The sequence below is a fragment of the Bradyrhizobium sp. IC3123 genome (assembly GCF_020193625.1).
In the GTDB taxonomy this organism is placed as follows: Bacteria; Pseudomonadota; Alphaproteobacteria; order Rhizobiales; family Xanthobacteraceae; genus Bradyrhizobium; species Bradyrhizobium yuanmingense.
The window spans coordinates 101916-120076 of record NZ_JADYVF010000003.1; the positions used below are offsets into that span (position 1 = coordinate 101916).

8 protein-coding genes are annotated in these 18161 nt (G+C 65.1%); 6 read left to right on the forward strand and 2 right to left on the reverse strand.

The features are described from left to right. Nucleotides 1-159: 159 nt before the first annotated feature. Nucleotides 160-1962 carry a glycoside hydrolase family 15 protein gene (locus tag I6F20_RS10555; protein WP_225126093.1) on the reverse strand — a complete coding sequence of 601 codons (1803 nt, stop codon included), beginning with the start codon at nt 1960-1962 and terminating at the stop codon, nt 160-162. A 30-nt stretch (nt 1963-1992) separates the two neighbouring features. Beyond that, nucleotides 1993-3954, reverse strand: coding sequence for a 4-alpha-glucanotransferase (gene malQ, locus I6F20_RS10560; RefSeq protein ID WP_225126095.1), 1962 nt, complete (start codon nt 3952-3954; stop codon nt 1993-1995). Nucleotides 3955-4158: 204 nt separating this feature from the next. On the opposite strand from malQ, the gene I6F20_RS10565 reads away from it, so the two are divergent. Genes I6F20_RS10565 through treY form a run of 6 tightly spaced genes read left to right on the forward strand, consistent with a single transcriptional unit; the run spans nt 4159 to nt 18159 of the window. Beyond that, nucleotides 4159-6105, forward strand: a complete 1947-nt coding sequence (locus I6F20_RS10565) for a maltotransferase domain-containing protein (protein WP_225126097.1) — start codon at nt 4159-4161, stop codon at nt 6103-6105. A gap of 11 nt (nt 6106-6116) precedes the next feature. Then, nucleotides 6117-9410: a maltose alpha-D-glucosyltransferase gene (treS, locus tag I6F20_RS10570; protein ID WP_225126099.1), complete on the forward strand. Its 3294-nt coding sequence runs from the start codon at nt 6117-6119 to the stop codon at nt 9408-9410. Next, nucleotides 9403-11541, forward strand: a complete 2139-nt coding sequence (glgB, locus tag I6F20_RS10575) for a 1,4-alpha-glucan branching protein GlgB (protein ID WP_036027305.1) — start codon at nt 9403-9405, stop codon at nt 11539-11541. The genes treS and glgB overlap by 8 nt, the downstream gene beginning before the upstream one ends. A 3-nt stretch (nt 11542-11544) precedes the next feature. Further along, nucleotides 11545-13623, forward strand: coding sequence for a glycogen debranching protein GlgX (gene glgX / locus I6F20_RS10580; protein ID WP_225126101.1), 2079 nt, complete (start codon nt 11545-11547; stop codon nt 13621-13623). Further along, the gene (treZ, locus tag I6F20_RS10585) at nt 13620-15371 is read left to right on the forward strand and encodes a malto-oligosyltrehalose trehalohydrolase (protein WP_225126104.1); all 1752 of its coding nucleotides are present in this window, start codon (nt 13620-13622) and stop codon (nt 15369-15371) included. The genes glgX and treZ overlap by 4 nt, the downstream gene beginning before the upstream one ends. Nucleotide 15372: 1 nt before the next feature. After that, entirely contained in the window at nt 15373-18159 is a 2787-nt protein-coding gene (treY, locus tag I6F20_RS10590) for a malto-oligosyltrehalose synthase (protein ID WP_225126106.1), read from the forward strand. Nucleotides 18160-18161 lie beyond the last annotated feature (2 nt).

Genomic DNA, 18161 nt, shown 5'->3' on the forward strand with positions numbered 1-18161 from the left:
CCCGCTTGCGGGAGAGGTCGCGCCGAAGGCGCGGGTGAGGGCTTTCTCCTCTAGGGGGCTATCCCATTGCGGAGACACCCTCTCCCCAACCCTCTCCCGCAAGCGGGAGAGGGAGTGCACCGTGCTCGTGGGGGCAAAAGCGCCTGACGGCTCTTCCTACTACTTCGACCGCTGCACCGCCGGCTTCTCGCTGCCTTGCCTTGCCGCCGACAAATTGTGCGCCGTGTTGATCAGCGCGATGTGGGTCAGCGCCTGCGGGAAATTGCCGGTCTGGCGGCGGGCCACGGAATCGTATTCTTCGGCCAGTAGCCCGACGTCGTTGGCGATGCCGACCACGCGGTCAAGCAGAACTTGCGCCTTGTCGAGATCGCCCGACAGCACGTAGGCATCGGCGAGCCATAGCGTGCACGCCAGGAAGGCGCCTTCGAGCGGCGGCTGGTCCGGGGGCAGCTCGCGCGGGTCGTGCCGCAGCACGAAACCGTCGCGCATCAGGCATTTTTCGGCCGCGGCGATGGTGCCGCGGATGCGCGGGTCGTCCGCCGGCAGGAAGCCGACGGCGGGCAGCAGCAGCACGCTGGCGTCGAGCATCTTCGAGCCGTAGGATTCGACGAACGCATTTTCCTCCGCATCGAATCCCCTGTTGCAGACATCGCGATGGATGGCTTCGCGTAGCGCACGCCAGTGCAGCAGCGGCGCCTTGAAGCCGAAGGTCTCGGCGCTCTTGATGCCGCGGTCGAAGGCGACCCAGGTCATCACCTTGGAGAAGACGTAGTGCTTGGGTTGGCCGCGCCGCTCCCAGATGCCGTGGTCGGGCCGGTCCCAGACTTCGGCCAGATGATTGAGCACGGCGCATTCCAGCGCCCAGGTCGTCTCGTCGTCGAGCTTGAGCCTCGCCATGCGCGACTGGTGGAAGGCGTCGATCAATTCGCCGTAAACATCGAGCTGGAGCTGCGCGTGGGCGGCATTGCCGACGCGCACCGGCTGCGCCCCCTCGTAGCCGCCGAGCCAGCCCGCCTCCCATTCCAGGAGGCGCCGCTGGCCCCAGATGCCGTACATGATCTGCATGTTCGAAGGGGAGCCGGCGGCCGCGCGCAGCAGCCAATTGTGCCAGGCCAGGGCTTCCTCGGTGTAGCCCGAGTTCATCAGCGCCAGCAGCGTGAAGGTGGCATCGCGCAGCCAGCAGAAGCGATAGTCCCAGTTCCTGCTGCCTCCGAGCTTCTCCGGCAAGGAGGTGGTGGGTGCCGCGACGATGCCGCCGGTCGGCGCGAAGGTCAGCGCCTTCAGCGTGATCAGCGAACGCAGGACCAGCTCCTGATAGTCGCCGTCACGGGTGCAATGGCCGCACCAGTCCTCCCAGAATTTTTCGGTCTCCTGAAGCGCCAGCTCCGCATCGATCGGCGCAGGCGGGGCGAGATGCGAGGGACCGTAAGTCAGCACGAATGGCACGGTCTCGCCTTCCTTCACCTCGAAATCCGAGACGGTGGTCAGATCCTCGCCGCGGGTCTCGACCGGAGTGCGCAGCACCGTCATGTCCTGGCCGGCGATGGCCATCAAGGAATGGTCGATCCGCCGCACCCAGGGAATATCCGCGCCGAAGCCGAAGCGGATGACGAGCTCCATCCGCATCTTCACGGTGCCACGGATGCCGCGGACCAGCCGCACGATGTCGGACGCCTTGCCGCGCAGCGGCATGAAATCGATCAGCGCGACGGTGCCGCTTTTCGTCTCGAACCGCGTTTCGAGGATGAGGGTGTTGCCGAGATAGCGCCGCGAGATGGAGGTTGCGCCCTCGCTCGGCGCGATCAGCCAGCGGCCATTCTTGTGGGTGCCGAGGATGGCGGCAAAGCAGGCGTCGGAATCGAAGGCCGGCCAGCACAGCCAGTCGATCGAGCCGTTGCGCCCGACCAGCGCCGCGGTCTCGCAATCGCCGATCAGCGCATAGTCCTCGATCCTCTGAGCCAATGTCGTGCGAGCCTGGCAAGTCCCGGCGGCTCAATTCCCGCCGGGCAATGAACGTTCCCGTGTCGCAGCCTTCAAAGCTGCGAGATCGATCTTGGACGCGATCTTGTCGAGCGCGACCGGCAGGCGCTGGCGCCAGTTCGGATGCTCGTCGATCGTGCCGGGAATGTTGGGCTGGTCAATCACGCCGAGCAGATCCTCCATCGACACCGCGAGCAGCCGCGACGGCGTGCGCGACAGGAAGGCCAGCACAGAGTAGAGATCATTGGCGCTGATGCCGTTCTGGCGCAGGATCTCGTCGAGCCTGCCGAGCGCATCCCAGCGCGCCTGGTCGTTCTCGCCGGGATCGAGCCCGAGCGAGCGCTTCATCTTGAGATCGCTGAAGGAGCGCCAGCCGGCATAGGTCGACAGGTCATGGGTGTTCAGCGTCACCAGCGCATTGGGCCGGTAATGGTCGACATTGCGGAAATGCCCGGCATCGTCGCGCTCGAACATCATGACGAGATAGGACCAGATGCCGAAATCCTGCATCATCTCGCGGAAACCTTCCGGCACGGTGCCGAGGTCCTCGCCGATCACGATGCATTTATGGGCCGCGCTCTCGCGCGCTACGGCCGCCAGCAGCGCCTCGAACGGCATCTGCACATAGGCGCCGTTGTCGGGCTTGAAGCCGCGCGGCACCAGATAAAGCCGTTTCAGGCCGAGCACGTGATCGAGCCGGATGGCGCCGGCATGGCGCATCGACGCCGCGAGCATGTCGGCGAACGGGACGAAAGATTGCGCTTCCAGCCCACCGGCATTGAAGCCGGCAAGGCCCCAATCCTGGCCGATCGTGTTGAGCACGTCGGGCGGCGCGCCGACCGCGAGATGACGCGAGATCGCCGTCTGCTCGTTCCAGGCATCGAAGCCGTTGGACTGCACGCCGACGGCGACGTCGAGATAGAGTCCGACCCGCATGCCGAGCTGACTGGCGAGCGCGTTGGCCCCGTGCAGCTGGCTGTCGGCCGTCCATTGCACGAATTCGACGAACTCGACCTCGCGCTTGTCGGGGCCGTTGCGCAGCTCGGCGAATTTCGCCTCGTCCGGCTGCTGCCATTCTTGCGGCCATTCCCACCAGGGTCCGGTGAAACGATGCCGCAGCACCTCGAAACAGGCAAAGCGGGACAACAGCGGCGCGCGCTCCGCACGGAAGGCGTCAAACGCCTTGCGACGCGCCTCGCTCGCGCTTGTCACGAAGCTGCTAAAGGCGGCGCGCAGGCCCAGCCATTTCAGCGCCGCCATGTCGGTATAAGGGACGCGGTCGCCCTCGCGCAGACGGGCAGCCGTTGCGGCCGCGTCGGGCACGAGGTCGGCCGAAAATTCAGGGATCGCCTCGACGTCGATATAGAGCGGGTTGAGGAAAAGCCGGCTGTTCGGCGAATAGGGGCTGCAATCGGCCGGGTGATCGTCGAACAGGACATGCAGCGGATTGAGCCCGACGCCGTCGGCCCCGAGCTGCTTGGCGAGCCGGACGAGGCCGGCGAGATCGGTGAAATCGCCGATGCCCCAATTGCGGTCGGAGCGGACGCTGTAGAGCTGCACGGCGAGCAGCCAGCCGCGGTCGAAATCGCCGCCGAAACAGCGCTCGGGCGCCACGATCATCGGCACGTCTTCGCTCGCACCTTCGGCATCGGTCAGCGTCAGGCGGTGATACCCGAGCGCCAGGCCCGCCGGCCAGGCGATCACCGGCTCCCGCGTCTCGCCTGCCGCGATCACATTGCCGTTGCCGGCGATTTTCCATTGCAGCGGCGGCGCGCCAACCGACGCCAATTCCGTGCGCGGGCGTCCGAGCGCACGGACCACGACCGGCCCGCTGACGAAGCGATAGACCCGCTTCTCCGGCAGGGCATCGAGGATGGATTTGAGGGCCTCGGGCGCGGTGACCCGCAGCTTGCCGAGGGCATCGATGAATTCGGATTGAACGCCCTTGATCCGGGCTTGAGCTAAAAGATCCATTCGGCACGCAGCTTGCAGGCCATTGTTTGGCCAGGGGCATCGAGAATAACGAGATCGCGGAAGAGGTTAGTCAGGGGTAACTCGCAAACTGCGCTTGCCGTTCCCAAGGGAACCAATGACACACAAGCGGCTTTCTATCATGGTACCAAGCGTGGGTTCCCGACAAGGGAAACGGGCTCCTGCTTTCTTGTCAATGGCATCACCGTGAACAAGACAATTCAAACTGTCGAGAGTGCCGCGGCCGGCAGCGCTTTCCTGATCGAGGACGTCTATCCCGCGATCGACGGCGGCCGTTTCGCCGTGAAGCGGATCGCGGGCGAGCCGGTCGAGGTCTGGGCCGACATCTACCGCGATGGCGAGGCCGTGATCTCAGCCGCGCTGATCTGGCGAGGAGAGCAGGAGCGCGAATGGCGGAGCGAGCCGATGACCCATCACGGCAATGACCGCTGGTCCGGCGCGTTCACGCCCCCCGAGCCCGGCCAATATGTCTACGCGATCGAAGCCTGGACCGACGAGTTCGCTACATGGTCGCACGCCGCCGCGCGAAAGCGGCGCACCGGGGCCGATGTCAGCCTCGATGCGATCGAGGGCGCCGGGCTTTTGACCAAGGCGCATGGCGCGCGGCAGGACGCCGCAGCGATCATCATCAGACAGTGCGAAGATTACCTGAGGAACGGCGACATCACCTCGCTGCTCGCGACCGAGCTCGGCGAAGCCATGGCCGAGAGCCAGTCGCGGCCGGACCTGACGCGTTCGCCATTCTTCCCGCTGACTGCCGACCGCGACAAGGCCCGCTTCAGCACCTGGTATCAGATGATGCCGCGCAGCCAGAGCGCATTGCCGGGCCGGCATGGCACCCTGCGCGACTGCATCGCGCGCGTGCCTGACATCGCCGCAATGGGCTTTGACGTGCTCTACTTCACGCCGATTCACCCGATCGGCAAGACCAGCCGCAAGGGCCGCAACAACGCACCGGTGGCCCGTGAAGGCGATCCCGGCTCGCCCTATGCGATCGGCTCGGCCGAGGGCGGCCACGATGCGCTGCATCCGGAGCTCGGCACGATCGAGGACTTCCGCGCGTTGGTCGCCACATGTCTTGAATACGGGCTCGAGCTTGCGCTGGACTTCGCGGTGCAGTGCTCGCCGGATCATCCCTGGCTGACGCAGCATCCGGAATGGTTCAAATGGCGGCCCGACCGCTCGGTGAAGACGGCGGACGGCCCCTATTCTGACATCGTTATCCCCGACTTCAATTCGGTCGATCGCGTCGGGCTGTGGAATGCGTTTCGCGACGCCATGCTGTTCTGGATCGACAAGGGTGTAACCATCTTCGCCATCGACAATCACGACACCGCGCCGCTCGCGTTCTGGGAGTGGCTGATCCGCGACATAAGCCGCCGTCATCCCGACGTGATCCTGTTCTCCAAGACCTATGCACGGCCAAAGCCGATGAAGGGCCTCGCCAAGCTCGGCTTCGCGCAGTCCTTCACTTACTTCCCCTGGCGCACGGAAAAATGGGAGCTGGAGCAATATCTCGGCGAGCTGACGCGCTATCCCGAACGCGATTTCTACCGTCCGAACATGTTCGTCAACACGCCTGACCTGTTGCCCTTTCACCTGCAGAGCGGAGAGGCGTGGGCCTTCAAGTCGCGGATCACACTGGCGGCGACGCTGTCAGGCAATTACGGCATCTACAGCGGATTCGAGCTGCTGGAGCATGAGGCCATTCCCGGCCGCGAAGAATATCTGGATTCCGAGAAGTACCAGATCAGGCAGCGGGACTGGGATCGTCCCGGCAACATCAAATCGTACATCGCCGCGCTCAACCGCATCCGCAACGAGAACGCGGCGCTCCAGCAGACCGCGAATTTGCGCTTTCTCGCCATCGAGGACGGCGAGACGATCGCCTTCGCCAAGGAGGCGGCCGATCCGGCCAGCATTGTCGTCGTCGTGATCGCGCTCTCGCGCCGTGAGCGAGAATGCTGGCTGGCGCTCGGCGATCTCACCGTTGACGCCGGCGGGCGGCGTCACCATGTGACGGCACTCGAAAACCTCCTCACCGGCGAACAGTCCCGCATCGAATGGGGCGGCATCAAGTTGCGTATCGATCCCGACCGCGATCCGGCACTTCTGTTCCGCTGCCTGGCGTAAGGGGTCACGCCATGAATGTTCTGTCTTCCGTCGACACCAAGAAGGCTGAGGCTGCCGAGATCGTGGATGAGCTCTGGTACAAGGACGCCATCATCTACCAGCTCCACGTCAAGGCCTTCGCCGACAGCAACAATGACGGCATCGGCGACTTCGCCGGCCTGACCGAGCGGCTGCCCTATCTGCAGGAGCTCGGCGTCACCGCGCTGTGGCTGCTGCCGTTCTACCCGTCGCCCGGCCGCGACGACGGCTACGACATCGCCGATTACGGCGCGGTCAATCCCGATTTCGGGACGATGAAGGACTTCAAGCGGTTCATCCAGGAAGCGCAGAAGCGGGGCCTGCGCGTCATCACCGAGCTCGTCGTCAACCACACCTCGGACCAGCACAAATGGTTCAAGCGCGCGCGGCGCAGCCATCCGGGCTCGAGCGCGCGCAACTGGTACGTCTGGAGCGACACGGATCAGAAGTACCAGGGCACGCGCATCATCTTCACCGACACGGAGAAGTCGAACTGGACCTGGGATCCGGAAGCCGGGGCGTTCTACTGGCACCGCTTCTTCTCGCACCAGCCCGACCTCAATTTCGACAATCCACGCGTGGTCAGCGCCATCATCCAGGTGATGAAGCGGTGGCTGGATGCCGGTGTCGACGGCTTCCGGCTCGATGCGATTCCCTATCTGTGCGAGCGCGAGGGCACCTCGAACGAAAACCTGCCCGAGACGCATGCGATCATCAAGCGCCTGCGGCAGGAGCTGGATGCGTATTCCAAGGGCAAGCTGCTGCTGGCCGAGGCCAATCAATGGCCGGAGGACGTGCAGGAATATTTCGGCCGTGGCGACGAATGCCACATGGCCTATCACTTCCCGCTGATGCCGCGCATCTACATGGCGATCGCCCAGGAAGACCGCTTCCCGATCACCGACATCCTGCGCCAGACGCCGGATATCCCGGCGAGCTGCCAATGGGCGCTATTCCTGCGCAATCATGACGAGCTGACGCTGGAGATGGTCACCGACGTCGAGCGCGACTATCTCTGGACCACCTACGCCAACGATCCCCGCGCGCGCATCAATGTCGGCATCCGCCGGCGCCTTGCGCCGCTGATGGACAACGACCGGCGCAAGATCGAGCTGATGAACTCGCTGCTGCTGTCGTTCCCGGGCACGCCGATCATCTATTACGGCGACGAGATCGGGATGGGCGACAACATCTATCTCGGCGACCGCAACGGCGTCCGCACGCCGATGCAGTGGAGCCCGGACCGCAACGGCGGCTTCTCGCGCTGCGACCCCGCCCGCCTCTACGCGCCGCTGATCATGGATCCCGTTTACGGCTATGAATCCGTCAACGTGGAGGCGCAGTCGCGCAGCCTGTCCTCGCTGCTCAGCGCCACCAAGCGGCTGATCTCGGTGCGGAAGTCGACGCTCGCCTTCGGCCGCGGCACCATGACCTTCATCCGCCCGGCCAACCGCGCCGTGCTCGCCTATGTCCGCCAATACCGCGACGAGGTGATCCTCTGCGTCGCCAATCTGTCGCGCGCCGCGCAGGCCACCGAGCTCGACCTGTCGCCGTGGAAGGACCGCATCCCGCAGGAGATGCTCGGCCGCACACGCTTTCCCGCGATCGGCGAATTGCCCTACATGATCACGCTGGGGCCCTACGGCTTCTACTGGTTCCAGCTTCAGGAGCGCGACAAGTCCGAGCCGGTTGTGCCGCGCGCGGTGCCGGAATTCGAGACGCTGGTCGTGCCGGTGAACTCGAACTGGGTCTCGCTCGCCCGCGAGCGCGGCGTGTTCGAGCGCGACGTGCTGCCGGGCTTCCTGTCACGGACGCGTTGGTATCCCGAGAACAATCCCAAGCACATCCGGACCACGCTGACCTCCGCGGTACCGTTCAGCGACATCGGCGACAACAGACCCTGGATCGCGTTCTTCGAGACGACGCGGGACGAGGTGACGACGCGGTACGTGATGCCCATGCAGATCGAATGGGTGCGTTTCGACCGCGAGCGCTTCAACCCGAAGGCGCTCGCCGCCGTCCGCCAGGGCGCACGCGAAGGCACGCTCCTCGACGTCGCGACCGAGCAGATCTTCATCGGTCTGTTCTTACGAGGACTGTCGCAAAACCTGGTCGTGGACGAGAACAATCTGCGGCTCGAGTTCAAGGCGACCAGCCGTTTCGCCGACTACACCATCAAGGAGCCCGAACGCATCCGCGCCATCGAACAGTCGAACAGTACCGCGCTGGTCGACAACAAGTACGTTGCCAAGATCTATCGGCGGCTGGAGAGCGGCATCAGCCCCGAGATCGAGATCGGCTACTATCTCACCGAGGTCGCCCGCTTTGCCAATACGCCGGCGCTGCTCGGCAGCGTCGAGCTGGTCGACGGCAACCAGCGCAGCGCGCTCGGCGTGCTGCATGCCTATGTCGAGAACCAGGGCGACGGCTGGACCGTGACGACCGGATATCTCGACCGCTATATCGACGAGCAGCGCGTGGCGCCCGCCGATGAGATGCCGCGCGAAACCCAGGAGCAGGCGCCCTATCTGCATTTCATCGCGCAGATCGGCCGGCGGCTCGCCGAGCTGCATGTCGCTCTCACCGCGGCAGAGCCCGCCGATCTCGCCCCGGAGCCGATCGACTCCGCCCAGATCAAGGCTGCGCTCTCCGACCTCAAGGCGCGTGCCGAGCGGATTCTCGAGCTGCTTGCCGACAGCCGCGACGGGCTGCGGGAGATGGACCGGCCCCTGATCGACCGGCTCATCGCTGCACGCGCGGACCTGTTCGACCGCCTCAATGCGCTCTTGCCATCCGAGATCGGCGGGTTGAACATCCGTCATCATGGCGACTTCCGGCTCGGGCAAACTCTGATCGTGAAGGACGATATCTTCATCATCGACTTCGACGGCGATCCGCGTGTGCCGCTGGCCAACAAGCGCCGCAAGGCGCCGGCCGCGCGCGACGTCGCCGGCCTGATCCATTCCATCGACCTTTCTGTAAACGTGGCGCTGAGCCGCGCGCTCACGGGTGCTTCCGACGAGCAGGACCGGCTCGCGGCCGCCCTCGACGAATGGCGCGAGCGCGCCACCGCGACCTTCCTGTCCGCCTACCGCGAAGCCATGATCGATCGGAGGCTGTGGCCGGACGATCGGTCCTGCGCGGAAGGCCTGTTGAGATTTTTCCTCCTGGATCGAGCGTTCCACGACGTAGAGTACGAGCTGTCCCGCCGGCCTGAGGGGCTGCATGCGCCGCTGACCGGACTGCTTCGCATTCTGTCAAGTGCCGAGAGCGAAGCCCATGCCTAAACTGCCTGCAGAAGCCTACGCGATCATCGAAGGTCGCCACTCCGACCCCTTCCACTATCTCGGGCTGCATCCCGAGGGCGGAAAGAGCGTTGTCCGCGCGTTTCTGCCCGAGGCCACCAATGTCGAGGCAGTCGGCGACCATGGCGAGGTCGCGCCGCTCGATCGCGTCCACGATTCCGGCCTGTTCATCGGCGCCCTGCCCAACGGCTCGAAGCACTACCAGCTGCGCGCGAAGTTCGGCAACGACGTGGTCGAGTTCGAGGATGCCTACCGTTTTCCGCCGATCCTGACCGATTTCGACCTCTATTTGCTCGGCGAAGGCACCCATCAGCGCCTCTACGACAAGCTCGGCGCGCATCCGATGCGGCTCGAGGGCGTCGACGGCATCGGCTTCGTGGTGCTCGCGCCGAACGCGCGGCGCGTCTCCGTGGTCGGCGACTTCAACTACTGGGACGGGCGACGCCATCCGATGCGGGTGCGCGGCAACGGCTATTGGGAATTGTTCATCCCGCATGCGAAGGCCGGCGATCACTACAAGTTCGAAATCGTCGGACCGCATGGTCATCTGCTGCCGCTGAAATCCGATCCGATGGCATTTGCCAGCGAGCTGCGGCCGAAGACGGCCTCGATCGTGTTCGACGAAGCGCGCCTGCCGCGACCGCGCCCGGCGCCTGAAGGCATCAACGCATTGTCGGCGCCGATGTCGATCTACGAGGTGCATCTCGGCTCGTGGCGGCGCAAGGACAACAATGAATGGCTGACCTATCGCGAGCTGGCCGAGCAGCTGCCGGCCTATGCCCGCGACATGGGCTTCACCCATCTCGAATTCCTGCCCGTGAACGAGCATCCGTTCGATGGCTCCTGGGGCTATCAGCCGACCGGCCTCTATGCGCCGACCAGCCGTTTCGGCGGCCCCGAGGATTTTGCGGCGCTGATCGATGCCTGCCACCGCGAAGGCATCGGCGTGCTGCTCGACTGGGTGCCGGGTCACTTCCCCGACGATCCCCACGGGCTCGGCCATTTCGACGGCACCGCGCTCTATGAGCACGCCAACCCGCTGCAGGGCCGCCACCTCGACTGGGGCACGCTGATCTACAATTACGGCCGCACCGAAGTGACGAACTTCCTGGTGTCGAATGCGCTGTTCTGGATGGAGCGTTACGCCATCGACGGTCTGCGCGTTGATGCGGTCGCGTCCATGCTCTATCTCGACTACAGCCGGCCGCCCGATGCCTGGATCCCGAACCAATATGGCGGGCGGGAGAACATCGAGGCAATCAACTTCCTGCGCCGCTTCAACACGGAAGTGTTCGCCCGCTTCCCGCAGGCAACCACCGCCGCCGAGGAGTCCACCGCCTGGCCCCAAGTCTCGCGCCCGGTCGAGTTCGGCGGGCTCGGCTTCGGCTACAAGTGGAACATGGGCTGGATGCACGACACGCTGAACTACATCAGCAAGGATCCGATCCACCGCAAGCATCACCACGGCGAGATCCTGTTCGGCCTGCACTATGCGTTCTCGGAGAACTTCATCCTGCCGCTGTCGCATGATGAGGTCGTGCACGGCAAGCGCTCGATCCTCGGCCGCATGCCCGGCGACGAGTGGCAGCGCTTTGCCAATTTGCGCGCCTATTACAGCTTCATGTTCGGCCATCCCGGCAAGAAGCTCTTGTTCATGGGCGCCGAGATCGCGCAGAGCCGCGAATGGAATCACGACCAGTCGCTCGACTGGCATCTGCTCGAATACAAGGTCCATTCCGGCGTCCAGGCCTTGATCCGCGACCTCAACCGGCTCTATCGCGCGGTTCCGGCGCTGCACCAGATGGATTGCGAGCAGGCCGGCTTCGAATGGCTGATCACCGATGATGCCAACCGCAACGTCTTCGCCTGGCTGCGCAAGGGATTCGACGAGCACGCGCGGTGTGTCGTCATCATCAACTTCTCGCCTAACGTCTACCAGAACTATCGCGTTCGCGTGCCCTTCGGCGGCAAGTGGAAGGAAGTTCTCAACTCCGATTCCGCCCATTACGGCGGCAGCAATGTCGGCAATGTCGGCGAGGTCCATGCCGAGGGCGGCGAGCTGCGCCTCACCATTCCGCCGCTGGCTGCGATCTTTCTTGTTCCGGAAAGCTGATCGATGCGCCTGACTGCCGGATCGCCCGCACGGCTCGGCGCAAGCTGGGACGGACGCGGCACCAATTTCGCGCTGTTCTCCGCCAACGCGCAGAAGGTCGAGCTCTGCCTGTTCGACACCCAAGGCCGCCGCGAGCTCGAGCGCATCGAGCTGCCCGAGAAGACGGAGGATGTCTGGCACGGCTATCTCAACGACGTCTCGCCGGGCCAGCTTTACGGCTATCGCGTGCACGGCCCCTACGAGCCCGAGCACGGCCATCGCTTCAACGCCAACAAGCTGCTGCTCGACCCCTACGCCAAGCGGCTTGCCGGGCGTCTGGTCTGGAGCGATGCGCATTTCGCCTACCGCACCGGAAGCCCGCGCGAGGACCTGTCGTTCGACCGGCGCGACAATGCGCGCGGCATGCCCAAGGCCGTCGTGGTCGACGAGACCTTCAACTGGGGCCGCCGCGAGATCCGGCCGAATATTCCCTGGGAAGACACGATCATCTACGAGGCACACGTCAAGGGCCTGACCCAGAAGCGCGAGGACGTGCCGCCGAATCTGCGCGGCACCTATGGCGGCTTGTCTTCACCGGCAATGATCGATCACCTCAAGAAGCTCGGCGTCACCACGGTCGAGCTGCTGCCGGTGCACAGCTTCGTCGACGACCGCATCCTGGTGGAAAAGAAGCTCGCCAATTACTGGGGCTACAACACGCTGTCGTTCTTTGCGCCCGAGCCACGCTACGCCCAGGACAACGCGCTCGATTCCTTCCGCACTACGGTGGCGCGGCTGCACGATGCCGGCATCGAAGTGATGCTCGACGTCGTCTACAACCACACCGCCGAGGGAAATCATCTCGGTCCGACGCTGTGCTATCGCGGCATCGACAACGCCTCCTATTATTGGTTGAACCGCGAGAACCCGCGCTATTACGACGACTTCACCGGATGCGGCTCGTCGGTGAACCTCGCCCATCCGCGCGTGCTGCAGATGGTGATGGATTCCCTGCGCTACTGGGTCGAGGTCTGCCATGTCGACGGCTTCCGCTTCGACCTCGCCACCACGCTGGCGCGCGGGCCGAACGGTTTTGACCGCGGCAGCTCGTTCCTCACCGCGATCCGGCAGGATCCGGTGCTGGCTGCCGTCAAGCTCGTCGCCGAGCCGTGGGACCTCGGCCTCGGCGGCTACCAGGTCGGAGCCTTTCCCTCGCAATGGTCGGAATGGAACGACCGCTATCGCAGCGCCATGCGCCGCTACTGGAGCGGTGAAGGCAGCCTGATCGGCGACATCTCCAGCCGAATGACCGCATCCTCCGACTTGTTCAACCACGACGGACGGCGGCCGCGCGCCAGCATCAACCACATCACCGTCCACGACGGCTTCACGCTCGCCGACCTCTTCAGCTACAACGAGAAGCACAACGAGGCCAACGGCGAGGACAATCGCGACGGCTCCAACGACAATCACAGCAACAATTGCGGCGTCGAGGGCCCGACCGATGATCCTGGCATCATCAACCTGCGCCGCCAGCTGCGCAAGAACGTGCTGGCCTGCCTGATGCTGGCCCAGGGCGTTCCGCTGATCCTCGCCGGCGACGAGGTCGGCAACTCGCAATCTGGCAACAACAACGCCTATTGCCAGGACAACGAGGTCGGCTGGGTCGGCTGGGACAATCTCGGCAAGGACGGCGACGACATGATCGACTTCGTTGCCCATCTCGCCGACATCCGCCGCCGTTTCTCACAGTTGCGCAGCCATCGCTGGCTCGACGGCCGCCCCAAGGACGGCGTCTCCTACGGCGCATTGTGGCTGACGCCCGCCGGCAACGAGATGACGGAGAGTGACTGGACATTCCCGGATGGGCGGTTTCTCTCCTATGTGATGGGCCCGATGGAACCGGGCGGCGCTGCGATCTTTATCGTACTGAACGCCGCTCCCGAAGAGATCGCATTCAAATTGCCCAAAATGACCGAATACAAGCGCTGGCAGCAGATCCTGAACACGACCGATGCCAAGCTGAATACGATCGACTTCCTGCCCGGGAGCGACAGCAAGGCGCCGCCGCGCTCCGTGCTCGCCTTCGCAGGCGCACTATGAGGCCATCCTTCGGGGCGAGGCCGACCAAGGACGGCGTGTCGTTCCGGCTGTGGGCGCCGGCCGCGCGCCGCGTCGATCTCCTGCTCGACCGCAGGCACGCGATGCAGCGCCGGCAGGATGGCTGGTTCGTCGCCGAGATCGCCGGCTTGTCATCTAGCAGCAAGTACAAGTTCAGGATCGACGACGACATCGACGTGCCGGATCCCGCTTCGGCCTTCCAGCCCGACGACGTGTTCGGCCCGAGCGAGGTGATCGATCACGATGCCTTCGTCTGGCGCGCGCGCGATTGGCGCGGCCGTCCCTGGGAAGAGACGGTGCTGATCGAAACCCATGTCGGCACCTTCACGTCCGAAGGCAGCTATCGCGCCATGATCGACAAGCTCGATCACCTCGCCGCGACCGGCATCAATGCGCTGGAATTGATGCCGCTCGCCGATTTCGCAGGCCGCCGCGGCTGGGGCTATGACGGCGTGCTGTGGTATGCGCCGGACAGCGCCTATGGCCGGCCCGAAGACCTGAAGACGCTGATCGACGAGGCGCATCTGCGCGGGCTGATGGTGTTCCTCGACGTCGTCTACAATCATTTCGGCCCGGAAGGAAACTATCTCGGCCGTTACGCGCCGACCTTCTTCACCGATGCGCACACGCCGTGGGGCAGCGCGATCGATTATCGCGTGCCGCAGGTGCGAGCCTTCGCCGTCGAGAATGCGCTGTCCTGGCTCGGCGACTACCGCTTCGATGGCCTCAGACTCGACGCCGCCAACCACATCATGGCTGTCCCGGGCGAGCAGTCCATGCTGCAGGACCTCAGCGTTGCCACCGGCGAGCTCGCCAAGGCCACGGGACGTCACATCCATCTCGTGTTGGAGAACGGCGACAACCTCGCCAGCCTGCTCGATGCCGCGCAGGATCCGCCGAACGGCAAATATCGCGGGCAGTGGAACGACGATTATCATCACGTCTGGCACGTGATGCTGACCGGCGAGCATGCCGGCTACTATGGCGATTACCAGACGCCGCGCCTGGATCTGGCACGCGCTCTCGCCTCCGGCTTCGTCTATCAGGGCGAGATCTCGGAATTCTGGGGCAAGAAGCCGCGCGGCGAGCCGAGCGGCCAGCTGCCGCCGGCGACCTTCGTCAATTTCCTGCAGAACCACGACCAGATCGGCAATCGCCCGCTGGGCGAGCGGCTGGAAAGCCTGGCATCGCCACAGCAGATCGAGGCCGCGCTCGCGGTCACCCTGCTCGCGCCGATGGTGCCGATGCTGTTTCAGGGCGAGGAATGGGGCTCGACGGTCCCCTTCCCGTTCTTCTGCGATTTCCAGGGCGAACTCGCCGATGCCGTGCGCAAGGGCCGCAAGCGCGAATATGCCTGGGCTTACGAGAAATACGGCGACGAGGTGCCCGACCCGCTCGATCCGGCAACGCTGCAATCGGCCGTGCTCGACTGGACCGGCCGCACGCCGCAACAGGAAGCGCGGCTCACGCTGGCGCGAGAGCTGCTCGGCGTCCGTCGCAAGCAGATCGTGCCGCGGCTGAAGGGCGCAAGCTTCGGTGATGCCGAAGCGGCCGACAACGGCCTCGTCACCGCACATTGGCGCATGGGCGACGGCACCACGTTGCGTCTTGTCGCCAACCTGTCGGATCATGAGATCACCTCCAGCGTCAGCGCGGGCACGCCGATCTGGGGCGGCGGAGCCGGCGAGCGGCTCACGCCCTGGTCGGTGGTTTGGCGCCTCGGAGGTTAGAATGCCTCCCGCCATTCCGCTCGCGACCTACCGGCTCCAGCTCACCGCGGATTTCGATTTCGACAAGGCCGCCGCGGTCGTTCCCTATCTCAAGGCGCTGGGCATTACGCATCTCTACGCCTCGCCGGTGATGAAGGCCCGCAAAGGCTCGACCCATGGCTACGACACCGTCGATCACGGCCAGTTCAATCCCGAGCTCGGCGGCGAGGCCGGCTTTGCGCGGCTGAGCCAGGTGCTTCAGCAGCACGATCTCGGGCTCATCATCGATTTCGTTCCCAACCATGTCGGCGTGCATTTTGCCGACAATCCGTGGTGGCTCGACGTGCTGGAATGGGGCCAGGCCTCGCCGCACGCGGCGTCCTTCGACATCGACTGGGACCAGCTGGCCTACCGCGCCCGCGGCGGCGTGCTGCTGCCGATCCTCGGCGCGTCCTACGGCGAGGCGCTGGAGCGCGGCGATATCGAGCTGCGCTACGACCCGGACGAAGGGACTTTTTCCGCCTGGTATTTCGAGCACCGCTTACCGATCGCGCCGGAGCGCTATGGCGAGATGCTGCGGATTGTCGTCAAGGAGGCGGACGCGGCGGAAACAGAGCCCGGCAAGCGCCTGCTGTCGCTCGCGACCCGCACCACAGGGCTGCGGCGCCCCAATCGCAAGGAAGCTCCCGGCTTCAAGTCCGAGCTCAAGGAGATCGCAGGCGCCGCCGACATCATCAAGCGCGGCCTTGCCGCCTATCGCGCCGGCAAGGACCGCCCGGCACAGACGTTGACGCTGCATCATCTCCTCGAGCGCCAGCACTACAAGCTCGGGCACTGGCGGCTTGCGTCCAGCGACATCAATTATCGCCGCTTCTTCGACGTCAACGGCCTCGCCGGCCTGCGCGTCGAGGACGCGAGCACGTTTGCCGCTACGCACCGGCTGGTGAAGCAGCTCATCGCCGACGGCAAATTGCAGGGAATCCGGCTCGATCACATCGACGGCCTGCGTGACCCGGCCCAGTATTGCCAGCGATTGCGCCGCCTGGTGCGCGACGCGCAGGGCAACGCAAAGCCCTTCTACACCGTGATCGAGAAGATCCTGTGCGAGCACGAACGCCTGCCGCATTTCGCCGGCGTCCAGGGCACCACCGGCTACGAGTGGATGAATGTCATCACCCACGTGCTGGTCGATCCCAGGGGACTGGAGGCGCTGGACGAGACCTGGCGGCAGATCAGCAACCGGCCGCCGCGGCTTGTGCCTTACGTCAAGGACGCCAAGCGGCGGGTGCTGGAGACGCTGCTCACCAGCGAGTTCACCGTGCTGACGCGCCTGCTTGCGCGCATCGCCAACGGCCATTATTCGACGCGCGACTTCTCGGCCGACAGCCTGCGGCAGGCGCTCGAGCTCTATGTGTTGCATTTCCCGGTCTATCGCACCTACCTGACGCATAGTGGCCCGACCGCAGCGGACCGCAAGCTGATCGACGACACTATTGCGCGCGCCCGCCGCGACTGGTTCGCCGCCGACGAAGGCATTTTCGACTTCCTGCGGGATGCCTTGACCATGGACCTGCTCAAGCCGGGCCGTCCGCCGCACAGCGCCCCGCGCGTGCGCCGCTTCGCGCTGAAGGTGCAGCAATTCACCGGCCCGATGATGGCAAAGTCGCTGGAGGACACCGCGTTCTATCAATTCCACCGGCTGCTGGCGCTGAACGAGGTCGGCGGCGACCCCGCCAGCACCGGCCTCAGCATTCCCGCCTTCCACCAGGCCATGCTGGCCCGCGCCAGGGAATGGCCGCAAGGCATGACCGCAACCGCCACCCACGACACCAAGCGTGGTGAGGATGCGCGCACGCGCATCGCATCGCTCAGCGAGATTCCCGGTGAATGGACCAGCGCAGTGGCGCGCTGGAAGGTGCTGAACGCGCCGCACCTCACGCTGCACGGCAATTTCCGCGTGCCGTCGGCGACGTTCGAATACATGCTCTACCAGACCCTGCTCGGTGTCTGGCCGGTTCAAGCGCCGGCCGATGCTGGCTTCATCGAGCGCATCCAGGCCTATGCCCTCAAGGCCGCGCGCGAAGGCAAGGAGGAGACGAGCTGGCTCAACCCTCATGAAGCGTATGAGAACGGGATCCGCGATTTCATCGCGAAGATCCTCGACCCCGACCAGTCCGCGGAATTCCTTCAGGCCTTGCAGACGCTGGCGCGCCGCGTCGCGCTGCTCGGCACGTTGAACTCGCTGAGCCAGCTCACGCTCAAGGCGACGCTTCCGGGCGTGCCGGACTTCTATCAAGGCACCGAATTCTGGGACCTGTCGCTGGTCGATCCCGACAACCGCCGCCCGGTCGACTTCGCCGCGCGCCACGCGGCGCTGCCATCACTGGAAGCGCCGGACTGGAGCGGCCTGATCAAGAGCTGGCCGGACGGCAGCCTCAAGCTGGCCTGGACGCGGCATCTGCTCAAGCTGCGCAACGAGCTTGCCGACGTCTTCGCGCAGGGCGACTACCAGCCGCTGGAAGTACGGGGCGCCCATGCCGATCATGTCATCGCCTTCGCGCGTCGTCATGGCCGCGCCGCCGCGATCGTCGTGGTCGGGCGTCAGTTCGCGCCGTTCACCCAAGCAGGCCGGGAATGGCCCGCACCGGAAGCTATTGACGCCACTATCGACACCACGGGCTATGTCGTGCCCGGCCTTGCCGGCAACGACTTGCCGCTCGCGCAGGCCTTCCGCGATTGTCCTGCCTTCGTCGTCGCAGGCCGAACGGCGAATGCCGTCAGGGCGGCGCGGCAGCGCGTGCGCGCCTGAAG